The sequence below is a fragment of the Prochlorococcus sp. MIT 1318 genome, from assembly GCF_047304505.1.
GTDB classification, from domain to species: Bacteria; Cyanobacteriota; Cyanobacteriia; order PCC-6307; family Cyanobiaceae; genus Prochlorococcus; species Prochlorococcus marinus_D.
Map to the genome: position 1 here is coordinate 2,106,172 of NZ_CP138958.1, position 25,891 is coordinate 2,132,062.

Consider the following 25,891-nt stretch of genomic DNA (forward strand, 5'->3'; position numbering starts at 1 on the left):
ATTCGAGTTCTAAGAAGGAACTAAAGATTGCAGCTCAAAGAATAAATTTCCGCTGGAAAAAATTACTATTTTGGCAATCTTTTAATTAGTAATCAGAATCAAATTCTAGTTGTGCCGAATGAAATTATTGGCGGTATTGATAATTATTGCTAGCAATAATTATTTAATTAATCGACTTAAGATGATTTAAATTCCAGGAAAAAGTATTTAGAAGAAGCGTGCAAAACTTTGCTGTATCATTGAAATCAAACTTCATTAGAATCGTCATTATGGGTAAAACTCAATAATGAGATTTGGTATATTTAGATAATAGTAATAACAGATTCAGTTTAGTTATTAGTATAGAGATTATTGATATGTAAATATAGACTTGCATCTCCGACAAGAGCATTCCGAGCATATGGACTTGATTTAGAAAACAGCAACTATGAAATTCAATGGACAAGATTCACTAGTGTTTGCACTTTTAATCCGACGAATATTAAAAAAATCTGAATATATTTCCGGATAAATATATTCTTCAATATCTAGTAATGCTCTGGAGTTAAAACCAGATACAATATTGAATAAACTTAAATTCTAAAGAATCAGTTAAAATAACCTCATATTAATCCATAGGTAGTACCTCATTATTTTGAAGAGTTTGCATTCCTAGGTTGTTTCCTGGGATATAACTGAATAGAATGACTAAAATATTGTCTATTTAGATATTTTTTTAAAATAATAATAAATACTTGTAAACCAAATAAATCCAATAGTCAGCTTGCTGAATGCTCACAAGTATTAACGGACAATGAAATATTCCAACTATCCACTTTGATCTACTACTTATTATATCCCTATTAACAGAGAGAATTGTGATATTTCTCACTCTATAATCTTTAGCGTCCAAATAGCAAAGTAATGCTACTGTAAGATTTATTAAATTTCGATTGTATTTGCTAGCCCTAGGTAACTCTTCATTCTCGAATTGGCTTTTTGCAGAGAAACCCTAGGTGTTGTTTTGTTATGATTTATTTCATAGAATTAGTATTAATAAAGCTAGGCATTTAAACATACTACACAGAGATGAATTCAAAGGGGTCATGTAAGAACTTATCGGTAGTTATCAGTCTAGATGTTCCATGTTTATCGTAAATAAAGGTAATGGGATGAATTGAACTGGAGTGCTCAATTGAATCTGGGAAGCGTAAACGATCCTTACTATTCTTGATGAGAAAATCGAAATCAATCTGCATATCCCTATCAAGATAACCTTTCTCTAAACAATGCTTATAGACAATTTCAATCTCAGATTCTTTCATTTGAGGGTCACCTCTTTCCAATCTCTTAACGGCACTATTTAATCGTGAATACTGAACTATATTTGGCAGATAAGTTGCACTTAGATAAGATGACTTTATCTTTGAAATCGTAGATAAATCTAACATGTCAACAAATTCTATATGATCAATTCGCCCATAGTCTGTTGGCTGGCAATATGGTTGTTGGGTTATAGAGCCTTCAAGGCCGTAATCATATATATACTTATCCATGCAGTTTTTGTATTGGTATGGATGTTTGTTTATTTCCTCGAATATCTCATGTCTACTTGTGGCATGTCCACTCATGCGCAACATAGACATAAGTCTTGCCTTAGGGTTTCTGATTGTTGTAAAAATGCGTGCATTAGACTGGCTTACTTTGTCAATATTTTCCTTTAATTTATTCCACGTTACATCATGAGGAGCATAAAAGATTCCATCGAGTCTGCTTTCAGTCGAAACTTCTTGATCTAAGACATGTTCGAATGCCCTTAGACAGTTTCGTGTACTTATATTGCCAGAATTTAAATAAGTTGCTTTCGGTTTTATATTTGGATTGTCAAATATAAACTGAGATAATCGTTTCACAATACTGCTCAGGGGAGTCTCAATTGAAGTGCCTCCACACTTAGGGATATGAAGATACATTAGGTTTTTCCATGAAGCTAGATTAACATCATCATTGTCGGTAAAAAAAGATGGTGAAAAAATATAATCATGAACACTGCATAGTCTATATAGTTGGTTCAATTTAGGACGGCCAATATGAAAGTAGCTATTTTTCTGTCCACAAAATGTATCTATTTTATTTATAAGTTTCGATGGTCTATGATAAGTGTACGATATTTTCATACAGCGGACAGCTTTTTCATTATCACCCTGGTCTTTGTATAGAGCATATAAAGGGGAGTAGTTTGATCCCTGAGCCCAAAAGCTATAATCTTCAATGAAGATGGCTCGTTTGAAGATTTTCCTTGCCTTTTCGTATTCATGCAAATTATGGAGCACTAACCCTAGTCCTTTGTATGATTCCCAATCTTCATGCATAGCCAAGGATTTTTTGAAAGCAATGATTGCTTCATCGTATTGATGCCTAAAGCAAAGTGCGGATCCAAGGAATTTGTATGACTCCCATTCTTCATGTATACCCAGTGATTTTCTCAATATATAAATTGTTTCATCGTATTGATGTGTAAGTGAAAGTAGCGATCCTAGTGCTTTCAGAGATTCCCAGTCCTCATAAATAGAAATAGATTTTTTGAAAGCCTCAATTGCTTCAGAGTATTTATGTGTACGTGCAAGTGCCCAGCCTAAACCTTTATATGTTTCCCAGTCTTCATGTATAGACAATGATTTTTTAAATGTATAAATTGCTTCGTTATATTGTCGTGTAAGACATAGAAGTGACCCAAGTGCTTTAAGGGATTCACAGTTTGGATGAATTGCAATTGACTCTTTGAAAGCATCAATTGCCTTTTCGTATTGCTTAATATATGCGAATGAATTCCCCAATGCAAATAGTGACAGGTAATCTTTTTGATGAGAAAGATATTTTTCAAAAACATCTATTGCTAGTTCAAATCTCCTGGCTTTATATAGTGACCATGCATATCTCTTTAATGTCTCTGATTCTTGATTTAGTTGTAATGATTTACTTAAGGCTCTAATGGCGTCTTCGTATTTGCCAGTATTAAATAAGGCAGAGCCTAAACCTTTAAGACCTTCCCATGATTCTCTTGTTAACAAGACCTTGTTAAAGGCATCTATTGCTCTATCATTTTGTCCGCTAGACAAAAATCCCTTTCCTTCCTCCAGGTAGTCCACTTCTGCCAAACAGATATCTATTAATTTACTACAAGGCCTAAAATTCAGAGCTGTAAGTCACATCATCACTCCGGATCACCAGAATATAATAATTCCACGGATTCTGGCCACATCAGACCCGATTTCGAGAATAAATCAATAATATTTTGATCTATACTAATCTAAATGAAGTTTGCTACTTTTACTAAATATCTCTTATACACAGATTGTTTCCCGATATTATTGTAGTATTGGCGAATGTGAAGTATTTCTTTGCCTCGATTATGAGCTTGCTGTTATGTTAACCATAATTATAGAAAATTTACTATATCATGATTTCGGAATTAAATTCTCAGAGGTTTTTGAAAACATCACATACAGTCATCAATAGTCTGTCATGTTTATTATCCAGAACATTTTTAATGGGGTCCTAATAGTTTTATAATTAGTGAGCCTTGGTCGATACTTGGTATTGTTAATCAGAAAATTTTAGTCGATGAGCCTGTCTTTTTTATTCCATAGAAGAGTGCTCTGACCTTAAAACTTAACATGCCATAGGAATGCCTCATCCTGGCCAATTATCCATAATTTGTCCACCTTGTTTCCTCGCATCTTTTGATTACCCAGCCACAGCAATCGAATAAGCACATCTTCCAGAGAGACAACCCATGCCGCAATGGCGCAGCATATGTATAGGTTCAAAACCATTTTACATGGATTTACAGCCAGTCATGTCTACTTAGTTTCTTTAGACTAACTATTATGTAGATCCTCGCTATAGTTATCGCTTTTAAATTCAAAATTAATTCTTTTTTTCTCAAATTTATAAAAACTAATAAAAAATTCCACCTTTTTCTTCTTATTCCCTTGATCCTTTAACTAATCCTCTATAAAATTATATTCAACCATCTGATCAGAAATGTTCACTAACTTCTTTTCACCGCAGTAGATACTGTATTATTCCCTCTATCTATATTTGACCACTTATTGATATGTTTTCAATCTTGGTTTATCTTCCTAGATTAATGAGATGCTTTCATTTGTACTGCAATATCTTCACTGGAACACAAAAATCAACTATAACGTTAAAACCTCCAAATTATTAACTTCAATACAGCTTTACGTAGTTAACTAGCAATTCAAAATATTTATCTTCAGAAGGCCGCATAAGCTAAGTAAATCAAGTGCCTGGAAAATAGAGCAAACTTTACAACCTTAATTTCGTTCTAATATTTCAACGCTTTTATTCGTTATAACCCGTTTGTGAGTGTGCTTTACAAAACCACAAACTCCACTAGGCATTTTATTTACTTTTCTTCCTTTCGAGCGATGTTTGGCTTTGAGTTCAACATTAGAGCTGTCTTCACATATGATGAAGTGTAAGCTTGTGAAAAGTCTCTATTGCAGCAAATGATTGCTTGATTAGATCCATAAGTGCTTAAAACAACTTTTGATCTTTTAAACTTCAATCGGGTTCTCTATGGCAACTCGAATGAGTGGCAAAATGGTGAGCTCGTCAAGTCAAAAACACCAACACCACTAAGCAATAGGGAGAGACAACCGAAAGTTGTAGTGAGGTTTAACGTCTAAAACGCCTGTTCAGTATCTGGTAGGTGTTTAGGTGCGAGTATAAGCTGGCATGAATTGATGCAATTCACGACTAAGAAATCTCAATCCTTCCACATCAAAAGGACCATCATGGCGCAAGGCATTGTTTTGGGAATTCAATCGTTGGTTGCTTTGATTTCAGAACAACATTTACTAATGTCTAAACCTTAAATAATGGCAACATCAGTGCCGATCGGAAAATTCCGTAATACCAATGGTCCTGTTGTGGACGTTCGCAGCCCAGCTGAATTCAGTAAGGGACATTGGCCAGGTGCGATCAACCTTGCTCTCTTCAGCGATGAGCAACGGGCGGCGGTCGGCATCACTTACAAAAAAAAAGGCCGTCAGCAAGCGATCAACCTGGGTCTTGAGTTCACAGGTCCAAAGCTGTCAGGTCTTGCTGAAGCCCTGGCGAAACTCAGCAGAGATCCAGCCACTGAATCAGAAGACGCCTCTGCATCTGATCTACGCATTTACTGCTGGCGAGGAGGCATGCGCTCTACGAGTGTTGCTTGGCTAGCGGGGCTTGTGGATCTCAAGCCTGTGCTTCTGGAGGGTGGATACAAGAGCTATCGGCGATGGGTGCTGCAACAATTTGAGCAAACCTGGCCTTTGCGATTACTCGGTGGACGAACAGGCACGGGCAAGACTGATCTGCTCATTGCCATGGCACAACGGGGGGTCGCTGTAGTCAACCTTGAAGGTTTGGCGAACCATCGGGGCAGCAGCTTTGGTGGGTTGGGCTTACCCCCACAACCAAGCACTGAACATTACGAAAATCTCCTTGCCGAAGGTTTACAGCGCTGTCAAAACAGTTCTGCTGATGAAATCTGGCTGGAAGCGGAAAGTTCACAGGTGGGTCGCTGCAGAATCCCCCGATCACTTTTCCATCAGATGCAAATGGCACCAGTGTTGGAGATCAACCGTTCACTTGATGAACGGGTTGCTCAACTGGTTGATGTGTATGGCCAGCATGGCCGTGAGTCTTTGCAAGAAGCGACCCAACGCATCAGCCGTCGTTTGGGCCCACAGCGCACACGACAGGCCTTGGATGCAATCGCTCTTGAGAACTGGGACCAAGCCTGTCGCGCCATGTTGGATTACTACGACCGTTGCTATGACTACGAACTAAGCAGGACCCCTCAAAGACAAAGCGTGGATCTTTGCGGACTGAACACAACCAAAGCCGCTGAGATGTTGATTGAACGAGAGCTTGTCAGATCAAGCCCTAAGCCACAGATGGTTATGAACTCAACGTAAGATCCATATCTTGTCGTAGAGATCAATGGCTAAATCGAACAAAACTGCGGCAATTCAGTTCACACGTGGTGTTGATGAACCTGTCGTTCCCGACATCAAACTCACACGCAGTAGTGACGGCCGTACCGGCAGAGCTCTTTTTGTCTTTGATCAGCCAGAGATCATGGCCCCGGAAACGTGGGCAGGTATCACCGGCATGTTCATGCTCGACGAAGAAGGCGAACTGGTGACGCGTGAGGTGAATGCACGTTTTGTGAATGGCAAACCAAGCGCACTTGAAGTCACCTACGTCTGGAAATCAGAAGAGGATTTTGAACGCTTCATGCGTTTTGCCAAACGCTATGCAGCTTGCAACGGTCTTGGTTACACCCAAAACTAAGGCGAGAATGCAAAGGCTGCCGCCTGAACACGGGTGAAATTTTCCCAATGGCTTGCTCTGGCTGCACTGATGGCCGCGGGTGTGCTGTTTTGGAGCCTTAGAGATGTACTGATCCACCTCTTTGCAGGCGTTGTTCTTGCCATGGCTCTCTGCACTCTGGTGGGTGAGCTGCGCTCAAGGAAACCCATGCCTCGCAGCATGGCCCTCCTGATCTGCTTGGTCGGTCTTGTGCTTGTTGTGAGTATGGCGACCGCCATTGTGGTGCCCCCCTTTACAGAGCAATTCCACCAATTGCTTTTACAACTTCCTTCAGCAGCGAAGGAACTCTGGAAGTTGGCCATCGGCGCCATCAACCAAACCTCAGCAATGGTCTACGGAGTTGACAACAACAAGGGTGGCTGGGAAGAACAGCTGTTTGCAAATGGGTTAAACGCTTTACCAGATGGTGCAAGCTTGGCCTCAGGAGTGAGGGAAGGCCTGCAAGGCCTTCTGGGCCTTGCAGGCAACCTCGGCAGCGGCTTGGTCCAACTCCTGTTTGTGTTGGCAATGAGCTTGATGGTGGCGGTGCAACCGACGGCATACAGAGATGTAGCCATCTCGTTATTGCCTTCGTTTTATAGGCGACGAGCCCGCTCGATCCTGAGCCAATGCGGAGATGCGCTGAGCAGCTGGATGGTGGGTGTACTGATCAGTTCCTTTTGTGTGGCCCTGCTTGCCGCAATCGGCCTTTCACTACTTGGGATCAAGCTGGTGATGGCGAATGCCTTGCTTGCTGGGATGCTCAACGTGATCCCAAATGTGGGGCCTACCTTGAGCACGATCTTTCCGATGTCGGTAGCGCTACTTGATGCACCATGGAAAGCAGTCGCTGTGCTTGGGCTCTATGTGGTGATTCAGAACCTGGAAAGTTATGTGATCACTCCATCAGTGATGCATCACCAGGTGAAATTGTTGCCTGGGCTGACTCTCACAGCCCAGTTTGTATTCACAGTGGTGTTTGGTCCTCTTGGCCTGCTGTTGGCGCTGCCACTCGCTGTCGTGCTGCAAGTGTTGATTCGCGAGGTGGTCATCCACGATTTGCTTGATCCCTGGAAGAAAAAGCGATTGGCGCCATGAATGCCCGCACCCTTCTTGTCGCACTCACTCTGGTGGTGCTGGCTTTGCTCACCTGGCAGCTGCGTTGGGTGTTGTTAGTGCTGTTTGGAGCAGTGGTATTAGCAGTAGCACTTGATGTACTAATTGAGAAACTTCAGGACCGCCTCTCCTGGCCTCGTCCCCTTTCGCTAGCAGTGGTGCTGGTGGTGCTGCTGCTTGGCGGTGCCTTGGTTTTCCAGCTGCTGGTGCCTGAGTTGATCACCCAGGTTCAAGAGTTGGGCAACCTCGTACCCACCCTGGTGACCAAGCTGAAATCGATGCTGGTCAGCAACCCGCGACTGATGAATCTGGAAGAGTCTTTTGCCGAACAGTTCAGCTGGGATCGGATCCAACCCTTGGGCTCACAATTGCTTGGCGTTGCAGGCGGGGCCGCCAACAGCCTGATTCAATTGTTGTTGATGAGCCTGCTGGCTGTCTTGCTAGCGCTAGACCCTGTATCCCATCGCCAAATGGTGATTGCTGCAACGCCTCGGCCTGCCCGACAGGAGATGGCTGAATTGCTTGATCAATGCCGTTTGGCTCTTGGTGGCTGGCTAGCTGGAATGACGATCTCAGCCAGCAGCGTGTTTGTGCTCACTTGGGCAGGGCTTGCACTGCTCAAGGTTCCTCTGGCCCTATTGAGTGCATTGGTCTGTGGCTTGCTGACCTTCGTCCCCACCATTGGGCCAACAGCCGCCTCCCTGCTGCCATTGGCCATGGCCCTGCTTGTTTCACCCCTACTGATGCTGCAAGTTCTGGTATTGCGGCTGATTTTGCAGAATCTTGAGGCGTTTTTGCTCACCCCGCTGTTATTGCGGCGTACGGTCAACCTACTTCCCACCGTGGCGCTAATGGCTCAACTGAGCTTGGGCGCCTTATTGGGTCTACCAGGGGTGTTGTTGGCTCTGCCACTTGTGGTGGTTTTGCAGGTAGGAATGGAGCAGGTGGTTGTTAAACAGATCATGGATCTTTGGGCGTAATCATCCAACAATATTCGCTTGACATGAGACTGTCATTTATTGATGATTGGCAACAAGTCAATCACGGCTGCAACTTCATGCTGGACGATTTTATGTCCATAGGCTTTTTGGATTTGTAGATGTATTTGGTGTTGCATTTAGAGTTAACCACTTGCACATCCCTGAGTCAGGAAGGTGAATAACAACAACGGATTTCTCTTGAGGAAGAGGATTCAAAGCGCCTTGCTTAAATTGGTTTCGAAATAAAAAAAAGATTCCTAGCTCAATTGAATCATAAGTTACATAAACCATTACCTAGACTTAGATCAAAGACCAGGGAAAGTAATCCTAATAATTAGATCGTCATAATCAGCAGACTGACTTTTAAAGGATACATCTACGCCATAGCTATTAACTCCAATAGGCTTAAAGTGTGAGAATCCACCTTGATTGGCATCTTCAAATGAGAAAAGTGTTTTGGCCATGAGGCTCTCAGTTAATTGTATGAATGGTGCTATTAGAGAGTCTTCTTTTATGCATTCTAGAGAATGAAATGTGAATGCACTATTCTTTCCAGTTAGTCTTGCTAGGCCTGAAGCCTGATTAAGTTGATTCAAAGCCACGGAGCGATATCCATAAAATCTCTCCAGCAAGCGAATCCAAAACACTCCCTTGATAATCATTAATTGAGTAGTAACACAATAAGATGTCTTGAGAAGTATTTTTTTAATGCTTATAACTGCATCTATTTTAGAACTACCCAAGCCAATTAAATCAAGAATAGGACAGCCTTCCTGCTCATGTGCTATTTGCAAGCTTGGCAAGCTTACCTTGGTTGGATAAGATATTTTTTTGGATCTACATTTGTTGGTATATTTTCTCCATCATCCCCGCCAAAATAGGCAGCTACATTGAAGTGTAGAGCTCCATTGTAGTAACAATTCCATGGAGGACCATCCGTAGTGGTTTCTTCTAGTTGAGATGGATTACTCCACGCTGAAAGAATTGCATAGTTTAATTCTTCATCGGGAGAGAATTTTCTCGTATCAGCAGAGACAGTTCCCGACAATGCTTCTATATTGTCAATTGCATACTGCTGTCCAAGAAAACCATCAATGATATTGTTTTGAAATAAAACTGATAAATAGCTCCACTCTTTCCCAGACGATTGTCTACTTGGTAGATTATCAAGTTGTAGAATTCTCAGATAATCAGACTCTTCATTTCCATAATGATAACATCTGTATCAAAGTCTCCTGGATTCTTAAGTATACTACTACTAGGTACTGGAGCTATAATGAAATCATCTCCTAAAACTTGTCTTCCGGCCCATAGAAGTGCTGTGATCCCAGCATAGACTTCATTAGCATTTCCTCCAGTCTGTTCTACCCAGGTTGGATCATATTCAATGTCTTGTGCCCAAAAAACATAACCTCCCTCACTTGTTTCATTTACCTCAGATAATTCAGGCATTTCGCCGGGCAGAGTTAGTGCTGCTTTTAAAATATCTTTGGCAAATTTACGTTTTTGGTTATTGATGTTACTCCTGCAAAAACAGGACCAATTGCTGGCCATAGGTTAAATCCATAATCTTCGGCCTTTTCCCCCTGTTTAAGGGCACAGGACATTCCAATCACTAAACCATCAATTACCCAATTACTCCTATCATCGGGGTCAGCTTCACCAATAATAACGGACCGTTTCTCTCTTGAATTGAGAAAGTCTTTTTGTTGGATAGCATCAAGGAAATAGGCATAAGCAGACACAGAATAGATATACAACTACCTTTCTAGACTAGGCAGCTTGATAAATTTGAAGCTTGAATGTAGTAATTAAAAGGTCAGCAAAGCCAAAATCTACTTGAACCCGTAAAGTTGTTCATATAAACAACCGTATACGCAGTATTGGATGATTTATTAGCAGTTTCTGCCATTGACCACGAAGACGTTTCTTCTCAAGCTTGGCCATTACTTAATGGCTGCAAATCACAAGAGCCCATGGGATTCTGCTTAGTTGTTTAGCTTGAACCAAAGGAATGAGTACTCCATCAAATCTTCTGCTTGAAGATGCAGTTGATATTAATTGTAGATGGCTTACTATTTACACACCAATGCTAGCAATTAAGCGTCACAATATGTTGTTAATACATGTCCCTCTCATAAACATTCTCAGCCATTAAATTCTAATTTCTTTCCATAGTCAAAGTGCCTCGGAGGACATTTTCTATAAAAAGAGCCATATTTTCCTGAATGCTAGGGCATGAAAAATGTCCCCGCTTAGCTGCGGGGACTTGAAAATTAGTTTAAATGAATAACTTTCCCTATTTTTTCAAACAGATGGTGATCTTTTCACCCAGTCTCATGCGTCGTAATACATGGTGAACTCATGGGGATGAGGACGTTGACGCAATTGCTGCACCTCTTCGTATTTGATGTCAATCCAGTTGTTAATGAAGTCTTCAGTGAAGACTCCCCCTTCCATGAGGTAGTTCTTGTCTGCATTTAACGCTTCGAGCGCACCATTAAGTGAAGCTGGCACTGTGGGAATGCTGGCAAGGCGTTCTTCTGGTAATTCAAATAGATCCTCATCGAAACCATCGCCAGGGTCAATTTGGTTTTTAATGCCGTCAACGCCCGCCATCATCATTGCGCTGAAAGCTAGATAAGGATTGGCCAAGGCATCGCCTGGGCGGAATTCAAGACGCTTGGCTTTCGGGTTTGGGCCAGTGAGCGGAATGCGAACAGCTGCAGACCTATTGCCCTGGGAATAAACAAGGTTTACAGGAGCTTCAAAACCTGGCACCAAACGCTTGTAGCTATTGGTTGTGGGGTTTGTGAAAGCCAGGAAGGAGGGAGCATGCTTAAGGATGCCGCCGATATACCAGCGAGCCGTCTGTGACAAGTTGGCGTAGGTGCCTTCTCCAAAGAACAGGGGCTGGCCTCCTTTAAAGAGGCTCTGGTGAACATGCATCCCGGTGCCGTTGTCGTTGAACACCGGCTTGGGCATAAACGTTGCCGTTTTGCCGTATTTACGTGCAACATTCCTGACGATGTACTTGTAAATCATCACGTTGTCCGCAGCTTCAATCAGCTCAGCGAACTTCATCCCCAATTCATGTTGGCCAGCACCAGCAACTTCATGGTGGTGCTTCTCCATCGGGATTCCTAATTGCCCCATCAGCAGCAGCATTTCGGAACGGATGTCCTGGGCGGTGTCGTTGGGTGGAACCGGAAAGTAGCCTTCTTTCAGTTGGATCTTGTAGGCAAGGTTGCCGCCTTCTTCAATGCGACCGCTATTCCAAGGGGCCTCAATCGTGTCAACGCTGTAGAAGCAGCCACCTTCGCCAGAGTTATAGCGGACGTCGTCAAAGATGAAAAACTCTGGCTCAGGGCCGAAAAAGGCTGTATCAGCTAGGCCGGTGCCGGCTAAGTAACCGAGGGCTTTTTGGGCAAGTGCCCTGGGGCATCTGGCATAGGGCTCGCCGCTACGAGGTTCCCGAATGGAACAGATCAAGCTAAGAGTCTTGTGGCGATAAAAGGGGTCGATCCAGGCCGTACTGGCGTCGGGCACCATATCCATATCTGATTCGTTGATGGCCTTCCATCCACGGATGGAAGATCCATCGAAAGCCAATCCATTAGTGAAGGCTTCCTCGTCAATCAAGTCTGAACAAACGGTGAGGTGCTGCCACTTGCCGTGCAGATCAGTGAACTTGAGGTCAATCAGTTCAATGCCCTCGTCCTTGATCTGGCGGAGGACGTCTTGGGGTGATTTGCCCATGGCGAAGATGAGGCCGAGCCGGCGATAAGTGAGCGACCGTAATCAGCCGCATGGCCTCCTTTTTGTAGCAACAGGTACCTTCTAATGAAGCCTTGTTTCCTTTCTGGGTGGATTCCGTAACCGTTTCTGTCAGCTTGGGCTGATCTAAGTCTGGGAGAACTTTATGGCTTGATCACTGATTTTGATTGTTTAGCTTCTATATCCCTCAACTCGTCCAAGTCGTCCATTCGTCCTCAATGGCTGATCTCATCAAAGGGTTGATTGGTTGCTACAACCATTTTCTTTCAGCCTTCGCTCGATCTGCATGAACGGTTTTGAAGCCTGCTTTCAGTCAATGGGAATCAGGCTTCAAAGGGACTTTGCCAGACGAGCTAGCGTTTTTTTACTTTCTTCCCTTCTGCTGCCAAGAGACGCAAAAAAAAATCAGTATTTTTTATTGCCCTCGCTATTGATTGACCTGCTTGGTTGCCGTTGCAATCCCTCAAAAAAGTCCCGGGGATGAAGGGTGACTGCTTAGGCTCTAGATAATTGAACTAACCAAGGGCCTTGGCGACGACGCAAACCCTTCCCCAGGTTGACCAATCTCATAAGACGGTTCTCGAACCGATTGCCACGCCTACCCGCTTGCTATTTGGGCCTGGACCCTCAAATGCCGATCCCAAGGTGCTTCAGGCACTTGCGCGCTCTCCGATTGGCCACCTTGACCCCCTTTATCTGAAATTGATGGGTGAGGTGCAGGAGTTGCTCCGCTACACCTGGCAGACCGACAACCGTTTCACACTGCCGATGAGCGGTACTGGTAGTGCTGCCATGGAGGCGACCTTGGCCAATACCGTTGAATCTGGTGACACGGTATTAGTTGCGGTAAACGGTTATTTCGGCAATCGCCTTGCCGATATGGCTGCTCGCTATCGAGCCAATGTTCAGTTAATTGAAAAACCCTGGGGAGAAGCCTTTTCCCTTGCAGAGCTAGAAGCAGCTTTGATCGAGCATCGCCCAGCAATTCTGGCTCTAGTGCATGCAGAAACATCCACTGGCGTTTGTCAGCCAATGGATGGTGTCGGCGATCTTTGCCATAAGCACGATTGCCTCTTACTGCTTGATACGGTCACCTCCTTAGGCGCTGTGCCGGTTTTTCTGGATCAATGGAAGGTTGATCTGTCTTACAGCTGCAGCCAAAAGGGGCTCAGCTGCCCTCCTGGTCTTGGTCCTTTCACCATGGGGCCCCGCGCCGAAGAGAAGCTTGCGGCCCGTAGTAGCAAGGTGCCCAATTGGTATCTAGACGTGTCGCTGCTGAATCAGTATTGGGGAAGCGACAGGGTTTATCACCACACTGCGCCGGTGAATATGAACTTTGGGATGCGTGAAGCGCTGCGATTACTTGCGGATGAGGGCCTTGAAAACGCTTGGGATCGTCATCGCTGCAATGCCGAAGTGCTCTGGGCAGGGCTCGAGAGTCTTGGTTTGGAGTTGCATGTACCTGAAGCCTTGCGTTTGCCCACACTCACAACTGTTTGCATTCCTAATGGAGTTGATGGCAATGCCTTCCGTCTGCATTTGCTGAATGAGCACGGCATTGAAATCGGCGGCGGCTTAGGAAGCCTGGCTGGCAAGATCTGGAGGATTGGCTTGATGGGATACAACTCCACCCCTAAAAACGTTGAACTGTTGCTCAATCTGTTCGAGTCAGAGTTACCTCGTTTTCGTGAAAACGTTGCCGTTGCTGCTTGAACCAGGCTTCTAGCTGCTGCCTGGCTTCAACTTCCATCACACCGCCAAGAACACGCATTTTATGATGTGCACTGGGGTGTTCCCCCAGATTGATTGTGCTACCAAGCCCGCCTCGCTTGGGGTCGTATGCAGCAAAGATCACCTGGCCCATGCGCGCTTGTATTAGTGCTCCCGCGCACATCGGACAGGGTTCCAGAGTGACAATCAGGGTGCAGTCATTAAATCGCCAATCACTTCTGAGCCAGGCAGCCTGTCGGAGTGCAATCAGTTCTGCATGGCCTAATGGATCACGTCCTCGATGCCTTTGGTTGCTGCCATGGCCGATACAGCGGCCATCGGCATCCAGCACTATTGCACTCACAGGAACTTCTCCAAGACCGCCAAGTTGTTTTGCTCGAGTCAGTAGCCGCAACATCCAACAGCGGCATTGCCTGTTGGTTAGTTCAAGAGGTTTCGCTAAAGGCACCGCTAAGTGGCAGCTCCTGATCAAACAATGCCATCAGGAGGGAGAATGGAACTTGTATGACGAGCGTTATTGGCTGGCACTCCCCAGATAAGGCCGACTGCGACCTTGGCGCCCTTTGCCAAGCCTGACCGTTTCGATCCAGAACTGCAGACTTTTCTGGAGCAGGCCAGTGCTCGACTTTGTCAGTGGTTCGCAACAGCAAGCAATCGAGGCCCCTTACCAGCACTTAGTGCTTTGCCTGATGTGGCGCCGCCGCCTCAAGGTCTTTCAGTTGATGCCTTGCTGGACGATTTGCAGTTGGTGATGGAAGGGGCTTATCAGCCTTCCCATCCAGGTGCTTTGGCTCATCTCGATCCGCCTCCTCTAACGGCATCCATCGCTGCCGATTTGATCTGCGCAGGACTAAACAACAATCTTTTGGCCGAGGAGTTGTCACCCAGTCTTTCGCGTTTAGAGCGAGAGATGTGCCGCTGGTTTGCTGAGCGCTTGGGGCTGCCGTTGACGGCTGGTGGTGTGGCAGCCAGTGGTGGCAGCCTCAGCAATCTCATGGCGATGGTGATAGCTCGCCAACAGGGAGATCTTCAAGATGATCCCAGGGCAGTTGTGCTTGCAAGTGTCGACGCCCATGTGTCACTCGCTAAGGCCATTCGGGTTATGGGGTTGGCTAGCGATGCCTTGCAGTCGGTGCCTGTCGATCAAGAGGGCTGCATGAATCTCGATGCCCTAGAGGATCAACTGAAGGCTCTCCGCGCAGAAGGGAGACCATGCTTAGCCGTTGTGGCGACAGCAGGCACGACTGTCCAGGGAGCTGTAGATCCCTTGGTAGCGGTAGCAGAGCTATGCAGACGCGAGCGGGTCTGGTTGCATATCGATGGAGCCATTGGAGGGGTCTTTGCTCTAAAAGAAGCCACTGCTTCTGTGGTTGAAGGAATCTCTCTAGCCGATTCGATCACAGTGAACCCTCAAAAGTTGCTTGGGATCACTAAGACATCATCCCTATTGCTAGTCGCGAACCAATCCCATCTTGCTTCAGCCTTCTCGACTGGCTTGCCCTATATGGAACCAGCCTGGGGAGACGGTCATGGAAGTGAAATTGGCCTTCAAGGAACTCGGCCAGCAGAGGTGCTCAAGCTTTGGTTGGGTCTGCGTCAACTCGGGGAGCAGGGAATTCAGAGCTTGCTGGAGGGGGCAATTCAGCGTCGTCAGTCGCTCGCGCGTCAACTCGATGCATCCAGGTTGATTCTTCTCAGCGGACCATTGCATCTGATTGCCTGTACACCTAAGAACGCCGATGCAGATCAAGCCTCAGTCTGGTCATTAGCAACACGGCAAAGCTTGCTGGAACAGCAGTTGATGGTGTCAAGACCCTTGCATCATGGTCGTCATTTCCTCAAGGTGGTCTTGGGCAACCCCCATACGCAATCGATTCATCTCAATCGGTTGGCAACTCTGATGAATCAATCTTTGCTGGGTTAGCGCTAATGGCTTCATCACCCCCACGAGGTCGCTGGGTGGCAATTATCACGACTGTTTTATCAGTAGCGATTGGATTGTTCTACCTGGCTTTGATCACAGTTCTGGATGCCCGAGGTCCGATGCGTCCGCCACCCCCCGAGGCCCTGGGCGTGGCGGGAGCTGTCGCCGTTTCTCCCGCTGAAGAGGCTCAACCACCCGCCGCAGGGCTGTCGTGAGAAAACGTTCCAGCGAAGATTCTCGTCGGTTGAGATCGTAGTGACGTTGCACCACTTCCTGCATACCGCCATCCCCCCAGTCTTGATCCTGCTGGAAGTAGGTAATGAAGCTGGCTCCCGCAACGCGTGTGAGCCAAGCAGCAGCGACCCCTTGTACCGCTCGGCCCAGCAACAGGGTGGGCAAGTTGACACTAAGAGCTGTGCCGATGATCGCCACTCCACCTTTAACAATGCCAAGTCCTGCCAAAGTGCGACCTACTGAGACCGCCAGTTCTTGTGCTCGGTTGCGAGTGAGTTGAACTCCATAGACCCGGGCGACCTCCATCACCATTTGGGCATTCACCGCTGCCGTCCCCAATAGATCCACTCCTGGGAGGGGGGTTGCAGCGACGACACCACCACTAATCCAGCTGTAACGATCAACACACTGACGCGCTTCATGGTGTCGTTGTCGATCCAACAGCTGCCGACCGGCATCTCCCAGATGGCGACATTGCAGCAGAATGTTGTCTGCAAGTAGTTCTTCACCATCGGCGTGTAGCACTGACGCAAGGCGCCGCAACAGGTTGTCGACCTCAGCCGGAGGCTGCAAAGGTCGTTTGCCAGGACGCGGCAATGACTGGGGTGCAGCGCTACAGGAGATCACATCTTCAGCTTCAAGCAAGCCCTTGCATCGCCCTCGCAACTGCGCCAACAGCCGTCGCTCCTCTTCTTCACCGCGTAGATCGCATTTATTCAGAACCAGGAGCAATCGTTTGCCCAGATTGGCGAGGCTACTGATGACCTCCAGCTCTGAAGCGCGTAAATCACAGTCCAGAACCACCACCATCAGGTCAGCTCTACTAGCTCGTTGCCTTGCTTCCTTCTCTCGGCTTAAACCGGCTCTGCCAGCTTCAAGAATTCCTGGGGTGTCAGCCAGTTGAAGGCCACGATCAAGTCCCTTTAAACGCAGTCGATAAATCTGGCTACTGGTTGTGGATCCCATGGGTGCACCAACCTCACCCACCATTTCGTTCAGGAGTGCTCGGATCAGAGATGTCTTGCCGCTGGAACCAGTACCGAACACCACCACCATCAGATCACCACGGGCCAGCTCATCAGCCACCCTTTCTCTCTCTTGCTTAAGCCCTTCTCGAGTGACATCGTCTTGAAGGCGTTCGAGCAGGCGATCAATGCTTTCAAGACTTTGCTTGGCTGCTTGATGACGGCTACTTGGAGGAGAAAGGGGCCGTTGATTGTTTTGAGCAGTTTCTAAGTTCTGACGCTTAAAAGCCTTCCACCAGGGCCATCCAACTTGATAGATCATCAAGATGATGAGGCCTGCTGTTAGTAACAACACCGGGCCTAGCAACCAGGGAGGTAGTAGGTAACTCAAATCCCAGAGCAGGTTCCTCACCACTTGCACTAGAGCTCCGATGACAAGCAAGACCACCAGCGCGCAGGCGATCCATAGGAGCAGCCGCTGACGGGAGGTCATTTGTTTGTCATGATTCCGCTGGCCTCCAGATTGAATGATCTTTGACCAGAGAGACAGCGTCTGGGATCTGGAACTGTTGGCATCATTGCTGAGCCAGAGACAAAGAATTTGTATCCGCAAGGCTCATGGCCGATCAATAGCAGATCTCTGGCATTAATGGTTGTGCCGGACTTGCCATCTTCCATATCGCAAAGACACCTATTGCACTTGTCCAGTTCATCACCACCATTTAAGGCATGCTCTGAATCTTCCCAGACCAGCATGTTTGATGCTTTCGCTGGCCGTATGCAGGAATGAGGTGGATAGGTCATTCGATCTTTGAGGATCGTGAAATCTTGATTTGATCGGCGTCGCATCATTCCAGCTCTCGGCCTCTCCTCCCCCACCAACGTGCATTGGTGGGTTTGAGATCATCTAGAGACCAAATGTTTGTCTTGATGATCAAGTAAGGGCAAGCTCCATCCTTACGTTTCCACTAAAGCGGCAGCTATCGCTTTAAAGAACAACGTTTCGATCGGGTTGACTGATCTAATTGATGATCACTCCAGCCATGGCACAACGCTTAGGTGTGTTGTTGTCCATGGCGTCTTGTCAGGGCGTCGATTCCGAAGCAGATCACGGCCAAATTGATCGCCACATCGGCTCCATTGAAAATCGGAAAGTCCACCGGTACAAGTTGCAGAAAGTCGGTGACGTGCCCTAGACGCCATCGGTCCAAGCCATTGCCGATAGTTCCGCCGAGCAGAAAGGACATTGCAAGGCCTTGCCATATCGGCATCTGTCCTGCTCTCCAAATCCAGACCATCAAACCAATGGTCACAGCCAGGCTGAGCAGCCCTAAGAGGAATGTTGCTCCATTGAAAAGATTAAAAGCTGCGCCTGTATTGCTGATCAGACGCAACTGCAATAGCCCAGGAACAAAAGGGAGTACCAAGCCTGAACTGAGTTGTTGACGGGCCCAGCTTTTGCTGATCTGATCAATCAGCATCAGCAGGATGCTGATTAGCAGCATTGCCCTGCGTGATAGTTGACGTTGCTTCAGTATTTGAGGTTGATTCATTCAACAAACAGCAGATTTCGCAATGGCAAGGCAAGTACGCCAACGCCTGCACAGAGGACTAGTTGAGCGGGTAGGGGCCCAAAGGTATAGCTAAATAGCAGTTCTGGAATGCGATCAGGCCAATGGTATAGGGCAGATCCGATAAGCAGATTGAGTACGCCGCAAAGTTGCAGCATGATCAGCCCCGCGATTGCTGCAATCGTCAGGCTCAGTACATCATTCATGCCTGGTTGCTGGGCCAGACGACCACTGAGCCAAGCAGCTGGAACGAATCCAGCCAGGTAGCCAAAACCTGGTGTCAGCACATAATTGAGGCCTCCACCACCATGAAATACGGGTAGGTCAACTAGGCCAATGGTGAGATAGGCAACTGCAGCGATGACTCCAGCACGCGGACCGCATACGAGTGCACACAGCAATAGAGCTGGCACCTGCCAAGTACTTGGAAGCGTTAACACGTGCGGTTGTAAGTCAAGGCCAGGCAAGAGCAGCGCAGCAGGGATCAACCCTCCTACAAGGATCATCATCAGGCCGGCGAGGGCGCCGCTCCAGGTGGCCAGGGCTCGCAAAAAGGGTTTTCAGCTAGCTCCATCCTGCAGTAGGAGAGTGGCATTGCTCATTTCTGATGGAACCGGTTATTGGTCAACAGGTCCGTTTAAAGGTGCCTTTGCCTTATCTAAAGACCGCGGATCCCATGCCTATGCTACGGCCACCGGATTTGGTCTCCCCAGAAGAGCTTGGCGAGATCGTTGGCCTGCGAGCCAAGGACATGGCTGTTGTGCGATTTCGTCATGGCAGCTTTCTGATCCCACTGGATCGCCTGATCTTTGACCTTTCAGATGTTGATGGCGCAAAGGGGGATTAAGAGCTTTGAACCACTTGCTGTTGCCAATCCTTGGCAAGGATTTGAAGGCTGTTTTCTGGGCCACAGAGACTTAGCAAGGGCATTCTTAGATGTCGTTGAGCTGCCTTTTGCAGAGCGCTTCCATCAAGATTTTTGATTGCCTCCAAGCTGTGCTGGTCATAGTTGGCTGGCAGCCCTAGTCCCCGCAATTGGGCTCGGCGTTCTGCCCGTTGTCCAGTGGTTTGAGCTCCATGGGCGAGTTGACCATGGAATTTTGCGCGTGCCAGTTCAATGTCTTCTTCTGATATCTCTTGCTGGCTGAGTTCCCACCAGCTATCTAGAAGCAATTGAAGGGTGAGTTTTGCCTTGTCTTCGCTTGTTGAGGCATGGAATACAAATGGAGCGGCACACTTACGTACCGGGTGATGAGTGCCTACGTCATAGGCCACCCCGTGTTGCTCTCGTAGACGCCTGAACAGCAAGCTCGACATGCCTAATCCCAGGTGGCAGTTCAGTAGACGCAGTGCTAGATCGTCTTCATGGCCATGCGCAAGGGTTGGCTGTCCAAGCATCATGACCACCTGACTTGTAGGTTCAGGCTGAAGACAAATGTTGGATTCGAGCTGAATGTTCTCTGTTGAGATCTTGCTCGATTCAGGCGTTCTCGCTTGCTGAGGTGGCTGATTGGGCCAGCGCTGAAAAGATTCCATTGCCTCCAGCCGCTGTTCAAGATCCTCTGGAAGGGTCCCAGAGAGGGCAAGCACAGGTGATTGTGCTGTTAGCCCGTCGATTAGCGAAATTAATTGCTGACGACCAAGTTGGTTGAGGTCCTCGCTAAGGCCAAGGGGATCGTGGCCGTAGGGGCCACTGCCGTAAGCCATCTGCCGCCAGCCGTCAAAAGCCACGTGAAATGGGTCTTCTCTTTGTCTTTGCAAGGCCTGAAGACTGAGATCCCTTTCCAGCGTTACTTGACTTGAATCCAGATGCGGATCGATCAGCATCCAGCCAAGTAAATCAAGGAGTCGTTCGGCATCACGATCTGCACATTTGAGGCTAATTAGCAATCCGTCTTCGTGGGTATCGCAGCGCAAACCTGCCCCACAGCCTTCAACGAGATCGGCCAGAGCAAGGTGGTCATAGGGTCCACAGCCCCTGGTCAAGAGGGCTCCGAGCAGTTGATGAACTCCCCGTTGCCCTTTTGGGTCAGCACCACTGCCGCCTCTAACCCAGAGCTTGGCGGCGAGAACTCCCGGTGCGGCGATTGGATCTAAAACCACATCGAGAGGATTCATTCTTCTGCTTCCATCGGTCTGGCAACAAGGGTGAAGCTCCGCTCTGGTTGCAGTAATGGAAGCATTTGCTCGAGAAGTCGAGTCGGCGTCCATGCAGACAGGTGATCAAGTGGTGCCAACAAGGATTGAGGACGATTCCAAAGAGCTTGATTCCCTGCCAGGCCGGCTACTTGACTGGGAGCTTCAAGGCTGAAACACAGTCCATTTGAAACCAGTTGGCTAGCTCGTTCGATCTCCTGATTCTTGGGTGTTGATTCGAGGCTCGTCTGCAGTAAATGGTGGATTTCCTTTTCCACCCTGTCCAGCTGCGTCTCGTTGCAGCATGCTTCTAGCAATACAAGGCTGCCTTGTTCCAACACGGTTACATCCATATCGATCGATTCCACGATTTGCAATTCCTCTCTGAGGTGATGCACCAGTCGACTGCGACGTCCTTCCGCAAGCAGGGTGGTCGCCAGGTCAGCTCCCATCACCATCTCTTGGTTTGAGGCAGGGGGCATCGGCCAGGTCATCAATAGCCGGGTGGATTCCAGCCTGGGGACTTGAATTTCTCGTCGCCCTTTTTGAAAGCTGAGCGTTGGAGAAATGGCAGGATCAATGTCCTCCATCGTTTGGTGATTCAACTCAGCCAGACGGCTGTTGTTCAAGATTTCTTCCAGGCCTATCGGAATGGCACCCGCAATTGCTAGGCAACAGTTCGGGCCTCGATAGCGGCGGCTGTGGAACTCCCTCATTTGCTCGGGAGTACTTGTTTTTAGGCTTGCTTCACAGCCAAGGATGGCTCGGCCGTAGGGATGATCTTCGCAGCATGCTTCGAGAAGCTGTTGGAGGACTTGATCATCCGGTTGATCTCGATATTGGGCAATTTCCTCCAATACGACGTCTCGCTCCATGGCATAGGCCTCTGAACGCAGAGCTGGAGTCAGAACGAGGTTGAGCAGTAGATCAAGTGCTGCCCTAGCTGCCGTTGGTGGTACAAGAACGTGAAAGTGGACGTCATCGAAACCTGTGGCGGCATTGCTGCTGCCTCCAAGCGCTTCGATTTTGCGATCGAATTCTCCCGCCTCCATCTGTGAGCTTCCCTTGAACACCATGTGTTCAAGAAAGTGGGCTAGTCCTTCCTCTCCTTTTTGTTCGCTTGAACTACCTGCTTTGCACCAGAGGTCTAAACAAGTCAGTGGTGCATCTGGCATGGATGCCAACACGCAGCGGGTCTTGTTCTTTAGAGCCCAGTGTTGAAGACTGGGTTTAGGGGTGGAGCGTGTCAGAGGTGCATGTCAAAGTCCCATTCTGATCCTTCTTGCCATCGTGCTGCCTTTTCCCTCCACAAGCGGCCCGGCAATTCATCCGTTAATCGAGTCGTTGGCAGCACGAATCAGGCAGCGCAGGGCGCAGTTACCGGAGCTCAGTCCATTTGCACTGGATTCAGTGATGGAGTCAATCAGCGGCCAGCTTGATGGAGAGGAGCTGCTGATTAGCAATGAATTGCATCGTTGTCGGGGGATGCGCAAGTTGCATTTGGAGATAGCAAGGCTGGGAGGGGGACTGCAAGTACTCCATTGCGTCTTCTTTCCCGATCCTCGCTTTGATCTACCAATTTTTGGAGCCGATATTGTTGCTGGTCCTGCCGGTATTTCGGCGGCCATCGTGGATCTTTCGCCTGTAGGCCTAACAATGCCAGTGGCCCTACTCCATGGCCTTGAGTCACTGCCCATTCCTGCGTTTCAACAGGTGAGGGAATTGCCTGAATGGGGATCCATTTTCTCGCCGTTTGTCCAGTTCATCCGTCCAGCTAGTAGCCAAGAGGAAAGCTGGTTCGTGGATTTGGCAGATGGCTATCTCAAAGCTCTTATCTCTAGCGTCATTGACGCGACTCCCGATGCTTCTGATGCGGCATCTACGATCCAAAGGCATAAGAGCCAACTCTCCTATTGCATCCAACAGAAACGCAACGACAAGACACGTGGAGTGCTGGAGAAAGCCTTCAATCCTCAATGGGCGGATCGATACATCGAGGAGATCTTGTTCGAGGATCCACCTCCCCTTTAAGCAACAAAACCTGGAGATGGTTGATATCCGGAGGAATCTGCCTTGTTGTAGCTATTGGTATCTGGAGCCTTACGCGTCGGCCTGAGACACCTCAAGAAAGTGCTGTGCTGGTTCCAGCTGCCAGACCAATTGAAGCTGTTGCAGCCTTGGGGCAACTTGAGCCCGCTGGTGATGTCCGTCGCTTGGCCGCCCCTGCTAGCGGGTTTGGTGGCACTCCACGGGTTGCCAAGCTCAGTGTTCGTGAAGGTGATGCGGTTAAGCGTGGCCAGGTTCTAGCAGAGTTCGACAACCGACCTAAAACTTTTGCTGATCTGGCAGCTGTCCAAGCTCGACTGGAGACCCTCGAGGTTCAGTTGCGAATGCAGCGCCGGGAGGTCACTCGTTATCAAAAAGCTGCCCTGGTTGGAGCTTCATCTCTGGTGGATTTGGAGGAAAAACAGGAAGAACTCGTCAAAATCGATGGCCAACGTCGGGAGGCTTTGGCTGAAATCAGCGGACTTGAGGCTGATCTCGCTGATAGTCAATTGAAGTCTCCCCTCGATGGTGTGGTTTTAAGGGTGCACACTCGCGTCGGGGAGCGTCCAGGTAGTGATGGCGTGATGGAAGTTGGCGCCAATCAGACCATGGAAGCCTTGATCGAAGTTTATGAGTCGGATGTGAATCGAGTGAATGTTGGACAAGTTGTTCGCTTAACCAGTGAAAACGGTGGATTCGATGGAACTTTGATGGGTCGTGTGGAACGCATTAGCCCCCAGGTTCGTCAGCGCAATGTGCTCTCAACTGATCCAACTGGTGATGCAGATGCCCGCGTAGTTGAAGTTCGGGTCAGTCTTGACCAGAACTCAGCTACTCGGGTGAGAAGTCTCGCGGGGATGAAGGTGATCGCTCGCTTTCAGCCCTCGTGATGTCTGGCTTTTGGCAACAGCGGAGGATCCCTCTGGCTTGGTTGCTACTGAGTCGTCAACCTTTACGGCTTTTGGTTGCTCTGGCAGGAATCTGCTTCGCCGGAATCCTGATGTTCATGCAATTGGGTTTCCGAGATGGTTTGTTCGATGCCAGTGTCACCGTGCATCGTCTCTTTGATGCTGACCTGGTGTTGATGAGCCCTCGCTCGATGAGCTCGATCAGCATGAGTGGATTCCCAAGGCGTCGCTTGGTGCAGTCCATGGCACATCCAGATGTCCAGGGCATCACGCCTGTGAACTGGAATTTTTTGCTTTGGAGAAATCCGCAAACCCTCACGACCCGACAGATTCTTGCCTTAGGTTTTGAACCGGGGGATTCGCTGTTCACAGATCCTGAGCTTGCGGCCAAGGCAAAAGCGCTCACAAGTCGTGGTCGAGTTTTATTTGATCAGCGTTCTCGAAATGAATTCGGACCTATTGCCAAGTGGTTTGATGAGGGCCGAACTGTTGAGACTGAGCTCGCCGGAAAAAGGGTTCGGGTAGCGGGATTAGTCAGCCTGGGGCCATCGTTTGGAGCTGACGGCAATCTGCTCACCAGCAGGGAAACATTCCTTGAGCTGTTACCCAGCAATCCGCCTGGAAGCATTGAAATCGGTTTGCTAAGGCTGCGACCAGGGGCAGATCCAGACGCTGTGGTTCGATCTCTCACGGCGAGCTTGCCCAACGATGTGAAGGTCTTTACCAAGCAGGCTTTCATTGAGTTTGAGAAGAATTACTGGCGAAGCAGTACTTCCATTGGCTTCATTTTCAGCCTCGGTGCAGCAATGGGTTTTGTTGTGGGGTGCGTGATTGTCTATCAAATCCTCTACACCGATGTCAGCGATCATCTGCCGGAGTACGCCACTCTGATGGCGATGGGTTATCGCTTGAAGACTCTTCTAGGCGTGGTGGCTCGCGAAGGGATCTTCCTGGCAGTGATGGGATATGTGCCGGCCTATGCCGCCGGCCAGGCCCTATACGCCTTGGTACGCAGTTCGACAAAACTGCCTGTGGCAATGGATCTTCCGCGTGCCTTGCTTGTTTTCAGCCTGATCCTGGCGATGTGCATGGGCTCAGCGGTGCTGGCGATGCGCCGATTGGTCGATGCCGACCCTGCAGAGATTTTCTGATGGGTCTGTTCTCTTTCAATCATTCGATCAGAAGACATCACCATGAATGAAAAGCTCATGGTTGAAGTTCAGGGTCTCAGCCACTGGTTTGGCATTGGTGCAATGCGACGTCAGGTGTTGCAGTCCATTTCTCTGCAAATAGCCCCTGGCGAGGTGGTGTTGCTCAGCGGGCCTTCAGGCTGTGGCAAAACCACCCTGCTCACTTTGATCGGAGCGCTCCGCACAGTTCAAGAAGGAGATGTATGCGTGTTCGGCCATCAGTTACGTGGATCAGATCGTCGCCTTCGCCAACAGCTTCGCTGTCATATCGGCATGATTATTCAGGGCCACAATCTTTTGCGGTGTCTCACAGCTGAACAGAACGTGCAGATGGGAGCTGATTTGTTGCCAGGTCTGTCTTATCGGGCTCGCCGTGATCAGGCTCGCTATTGGTTGCGGGCTGTGGGGCTAGACGATCACCTCAGCAAACTGCCCCATGATCTTTCTGGCGGCCAAAAACAACGAGTCGCAATTGCACGTGCGCTGGCGGCTCAACCTCAGCTATTGCTAGCCGATGAACCCACAGCAGCCCTCGATAGCGTCACAGGAAGGGAAGTGGTAGAGCTGCTTCAACGATTGGCCCGAGAACAGTCTTGTGCGGTGTTAATGGTGACCCATGATCCCCGCATTGTTGATATCGCGGATCGATTGGTGCAGATGGAAGATGGTCGCCTGATCTCCTCTCTTGGTTAGGTTGGTTACAGATCTCTAGTTTGGAAGTTTTAACAGCATGGCCAAGCGCAGAAACCTCAAGAAAGAAAAGCAAGAGCGGAATCGCTCCTATGCCCGCAAATTCAAGAAGCGCAAGCTACGCAATGACGGCCGAGGTGAGGGAGCTGGTAATGGTGTAACCGGAACTGCCAACAACGGGGGTGCTGCCGACTAATCCCATCGACAGACTTTTTAAATCAAGAGATGGGGGCATTGATGGGCCCCCTTTT

General features: G+C 48.1%; 24 protein-coding genes. 12 read left to right on the top strand and 12 right to left on the bottom strand.

The annotated features are described in order from the left end of the window. Positions 1-1,058 precede the first annotated feature (1,058 nt). On the bottom strand, positions 1,059-3,128 hold the full coding sequence (locus tag SIB66_RS10620; RefSeq protein WP_236070340.1) for a tetratricopeptide repeat protein: 2,070 nt from the start codon (positions 3,126-3,128) through the stop codon (positions 1,059-1,061). 1,761 nt (positions 3,129-4,889) lie between these two features. Here SIB66_RS10620 and mnmH point away from each other — a divergent pair. From mnmH to SIB66_RS10640, 4 genes are read left to right on the top strand one after another with little or no spacing between them, the layout of a single operon-like run. Next, a complete protein-coding gene (gene mnmH / locus SIB66_RS10625) occupies positions 4,890-5,975 on the top strand; it encodes a tRNA 2-selenouridine(34) synthase MnmH (RefSeq protein ID WP_063406739.1) in 1,086 nt (361 codons plus the stop codon). Positions 5,976-6,000: 25 nt separating this feature from the next. After that, positions 6,001-6,354 carry a photosystem II reaction center protein Psb28 gene (gene psb28, locus SIB66_RS10630; RefSeq protein ID WP_063406738.1) on the top strand — a complete coding sequence of 118 codons (354 nt, stop codon included), beginning with the start codon at positions 6,001-6,003 and terminating at the stop codon, positions 6,352-6,354. Positions 6,355-6,387: 33 nt separating this feature from the next. Continuing rightward, positions 6,388-7,470, top strand: coding sequence for an AI-2E family transporter (locus SIB66_RS10635; protein WP_063406737.1), 1,083 nt, complete (start codon positions 6,388-6,390; stop codon positions 7,468-7,470). Beyond that, positions 7,467-8,468, top strand: a complete 1,002-nt coding sequence (locus tag SIB66_RS10640; RefSeq protein ID WP_063406736.1) for an AI-2E family transporter — start codon at positions 7,467-7,469, stop codon at positions 8,466-8,468. Before SIB66_RS10635 ends, SIB66_RS10640 begins: the two co-directional genes overlap by 4 nt. 305 nt (positions 8,469-8,773) lie before the next feature. On the opposite strand, the gene SIB66_RS10645 is transcribed toward SIB66_RS10640, so the two are convergent. The 4 genes from SIB66_RS10645 to glnA form a co-directional block, all read right to left on the bottom strand. Continuing rightward, on the bottom strand, positions 8,774-9,271 hold the full coding sequence (locus SIB66_RS10645) for a hypothetical protein (protein WP_236070315.1): 498 nt from the start codon (positions 9,269-9,271) through the stop codon (positions 8,774-8,776). 2 nt (positions 9,272-9,273) lie between these two features. After that, positions 9,274-9,516, bottom strand: a complete 243-nt coding sequence (locus SIB66_RS10650) for a hypothetical protein (protein ID WP_236070314.1) — start codon at positions 9,514-9,516, stop codon at positions 9,274-9,276. 134 nt (positions 9,517-9,650) lie between these two features. Continuing rightward, positions 9,651-10,022, bottom strand: a complete 372-nt coding sequence (locus SIB66_RS10655) for a hypothetical protein (protein ID WP_236073781.1) — start codon at positions 10,020-10,022, stop codon at positions 9,651-9,653. A 783-nt stretch (positions 10,023-10,805) separates the two neighbouring features. After that, complete coding sequence (gene glnA, locus SIB66_RS10660; protein WP_063406732.1) at positions 10,806-12,227, bottom strand: type I glutamate--ammonia ligase; 1,422 nt, start codon at positions 12,225-12,227, stop codon at positions 10,806-10,808. 546 nt (positions 12,228-12,773) lie between these two features. Between glnA and SIB66_RS10665 the strand changes: the two genes are divergently transcribed. Further along, complete coding sequence (locus tag SIB66_RS10665) at positions 12,774-13,958, top strand: pyridoxal-phosphate-dependent aminotransferase family protein (protein WP_063406731.1); 1,185 nt, start codon at positions 12,774-12,776, stop codon at positions 13,956-13,958. Here the strand turns inward: SIB66_RS10665 and SIB66_RS10670 are convergent. Then, positions 13,900-14,373 (bottom strand): nucleoside deaminase, encoded by a 474-nt coding sequence (locus tag SIB66_RS10670; protein ID WP_063406730.1) that lies wholly within the window; start codon positions 14,371-14,373, stop codon positions 13,900-13,902. The genes SIB66_RS10665 and SIB66_RS10670 overlap by 59 nt on opposite strands. Positions 14,374-14,493: 120 nt before the next feature. Here SIB66_RS10670 and SIB66_RS10675 point away from each other — a divergent pair, with 120 nt between their 5' ends. Continuing rightward, entirely contained in the window at positions 14,494-15,900 is a 1,407-nt protein-coding gene (locus SIB66_RS10675) for a pyridoxal phosphate-dependent decarboxylase family protein (RefSeq protein WP_063406729.1), read from the top strand. A gap of 93 nt (positions 15,901-15,993) precedes the next feature. Here SIB66_RS10675 and SIB66_RS10680 read toward each other — a convergent pair whose 3' ends face one another. From SIB66_RS10680 to SIB66_RS10695, 4 genes are all read right to left on the bottom strand, one after another. Beyond that, positions 15,994-17,592 carry a YcjF family protein gene (locus tag SIB66_RS10680; protein WP_063406728.1) on the bottom strand — a complete coding sequence of 533 codons (1,599 nt, stop codon included), beginning with the start codon at positions 17,590-17,592 and terminating at the stop codon, positions 15,994-15,996. After that, positions 17,589-17,978, bottom strand: a complete 390-nt coding sequence (locus SIB66_RS10685) for a carbamoyl-phosphate synthase subunit L (RefSeq protein WP_236073783.1) — start codon at positions 17,976-17,978, stop codon at positions 17,589-17,591. Before SIB66_RS10685 ends, SIB66_RS10680 begins: the two co-directional genes overlap by 4 nt. A gap of 176 nt (positions 17,979-18,154) precedes the next feature. Beyond that, positions 18,155-18,652 carry a signal peptidase II gene (gene lspA, locus SIB66_RS10690; protein ID WP_063406727.1) on the bottom strand — a complete coding sequence of 166 codons (498 nt, stop codon included), beginning with the start codon at positions 18,650-18,652 and terminating at the stop codon, positions 18,155-18,157. Beyond that, positions 18,649-19,221, bottom strand: a complete 573-nt coding sequence (locus tag SIB66_RS10695; RefSeq protein WP_063406726.1) for a biotin transporter BioY — start codon at positions 19,219-19,221, stop codon at positions 18,649-18,651. Before SIB66_RS10695 ends, lspA begins: the two co-directional genes overlap by 4 nt. Positions 19,222-19,277: 56 nt before the next feature. Between SIB66_RS10695 and SIB66_RS10700 the strand changes: the two genes are divergently transcribed. Beyond that, complete coding sequence (locus SIB66_RS10700; protein WP_041384313.1) at positions 19,278-19,517, top strand: DUF3148 domain-containing protein; 240 nt, start codon at positions 19,278-19,280, stop codon at positions 19,515-19,517. Here the strand turns inward: SIB66_RS10700 and SIB66_RS10705 are convergent. Beyond that, positions 19,514-20,881, bottom strand: coding sequence for a M16 family metallopeptidase (locus tag SIB66_RS10705; RefSeq protein ID WP_063406725.1), 1,368 nt, complete (start codon positions 20,879-20,881; stop codon positions 19,514-19,516). The genes SIB66_RS10700 and SIB66_RS10705 overlap by 4 nt on opposite strands. Continuing rightward, entirely contained in the window at positions 20,785-21,981 is a 1,197-nt protein-coding gene (locus SIB66_RS10710; protein ID WP_063407043.1) for a M16 family metallopeptidase, read from the bottom strand. Before SIB66_RS10710 ends, SIB66_RS10705 begins: the two co-directional genes overlap by 97 nt. A gap of 61 nt (positions 21,982-22,042) precedes the next feature. Between SIB66_RS10710 and SIB66_RS10715 the strand changes: the two genes are divergently transcribed. The 5 genes from SIB66_RS10715 to SIB66_RS10735 are packed head-to-tail and all read left to right on the top strand — an operon-like array spanning position 22,043 to position 25,836. Next, positions 22,043-22,837, top strand: coding sequence for a phycocyanobilin:ferredoxin oxidoreductase (locus SIB66_RS10715; protein WP_063406724.1), 795 nt, complete (start codon positions 22,043-22,045; stop codon positions 22,835-22,837). Between the two features lie 20 nt (positions 22,838-22,857). Further along, positions 22,858-23,742: an HlyD family efflux transporter periplasmic adaptor subunit gene (locus tag SIB66_RS10720; RefSeq protein ID WP_063421713.1), complete on the top strand. Its 885-nt coding sequence runs from the start codon at positions 22,858-22,860 to the stop codon at positions 23,740-23,742. Continuing rightward, the gene (gene devC, locus SIB66_RS10725; protein WP_063406722.1) at positions 23,742-24,911 is read left to right on the top strand and encodes an ABC transporter permease DevC; all 1,170 of its coding nucleotides are present in this window, start codon (positions 23,742-23,744) and stop codon (positions 24,909-24,911) included. Before SIB66_RS10720 ends, devC begins: the two co-directional genes overlap by 1 nt. 42 nt (positions 24,912-24,953) lie before the next feature. Further along, positions 24,954-25,643, top strand: coding sequence for a DevA family ABC transporter ATP-binding protein (locus SIB66_RS10730; protein ID WP_011129966.1), 690 nt, complete (start codon positions 24,954-24,956; stop codon positions 25,641-25,643). Positions 25,644-25,680: 37 nt separating this feature from the next. Beyond that, positions 25,681-25,836, top strand: a complete 156-nt coding sequence (locus SIB66_RS10735; RefSeq protein ID WP_011129965.1) for a hypothetical protein — start codon at positions 25,681-25,683, stop codon at positions 25,834-25,836. Positions 25,837-25,891: the final 55 nt, after the last annotated feature.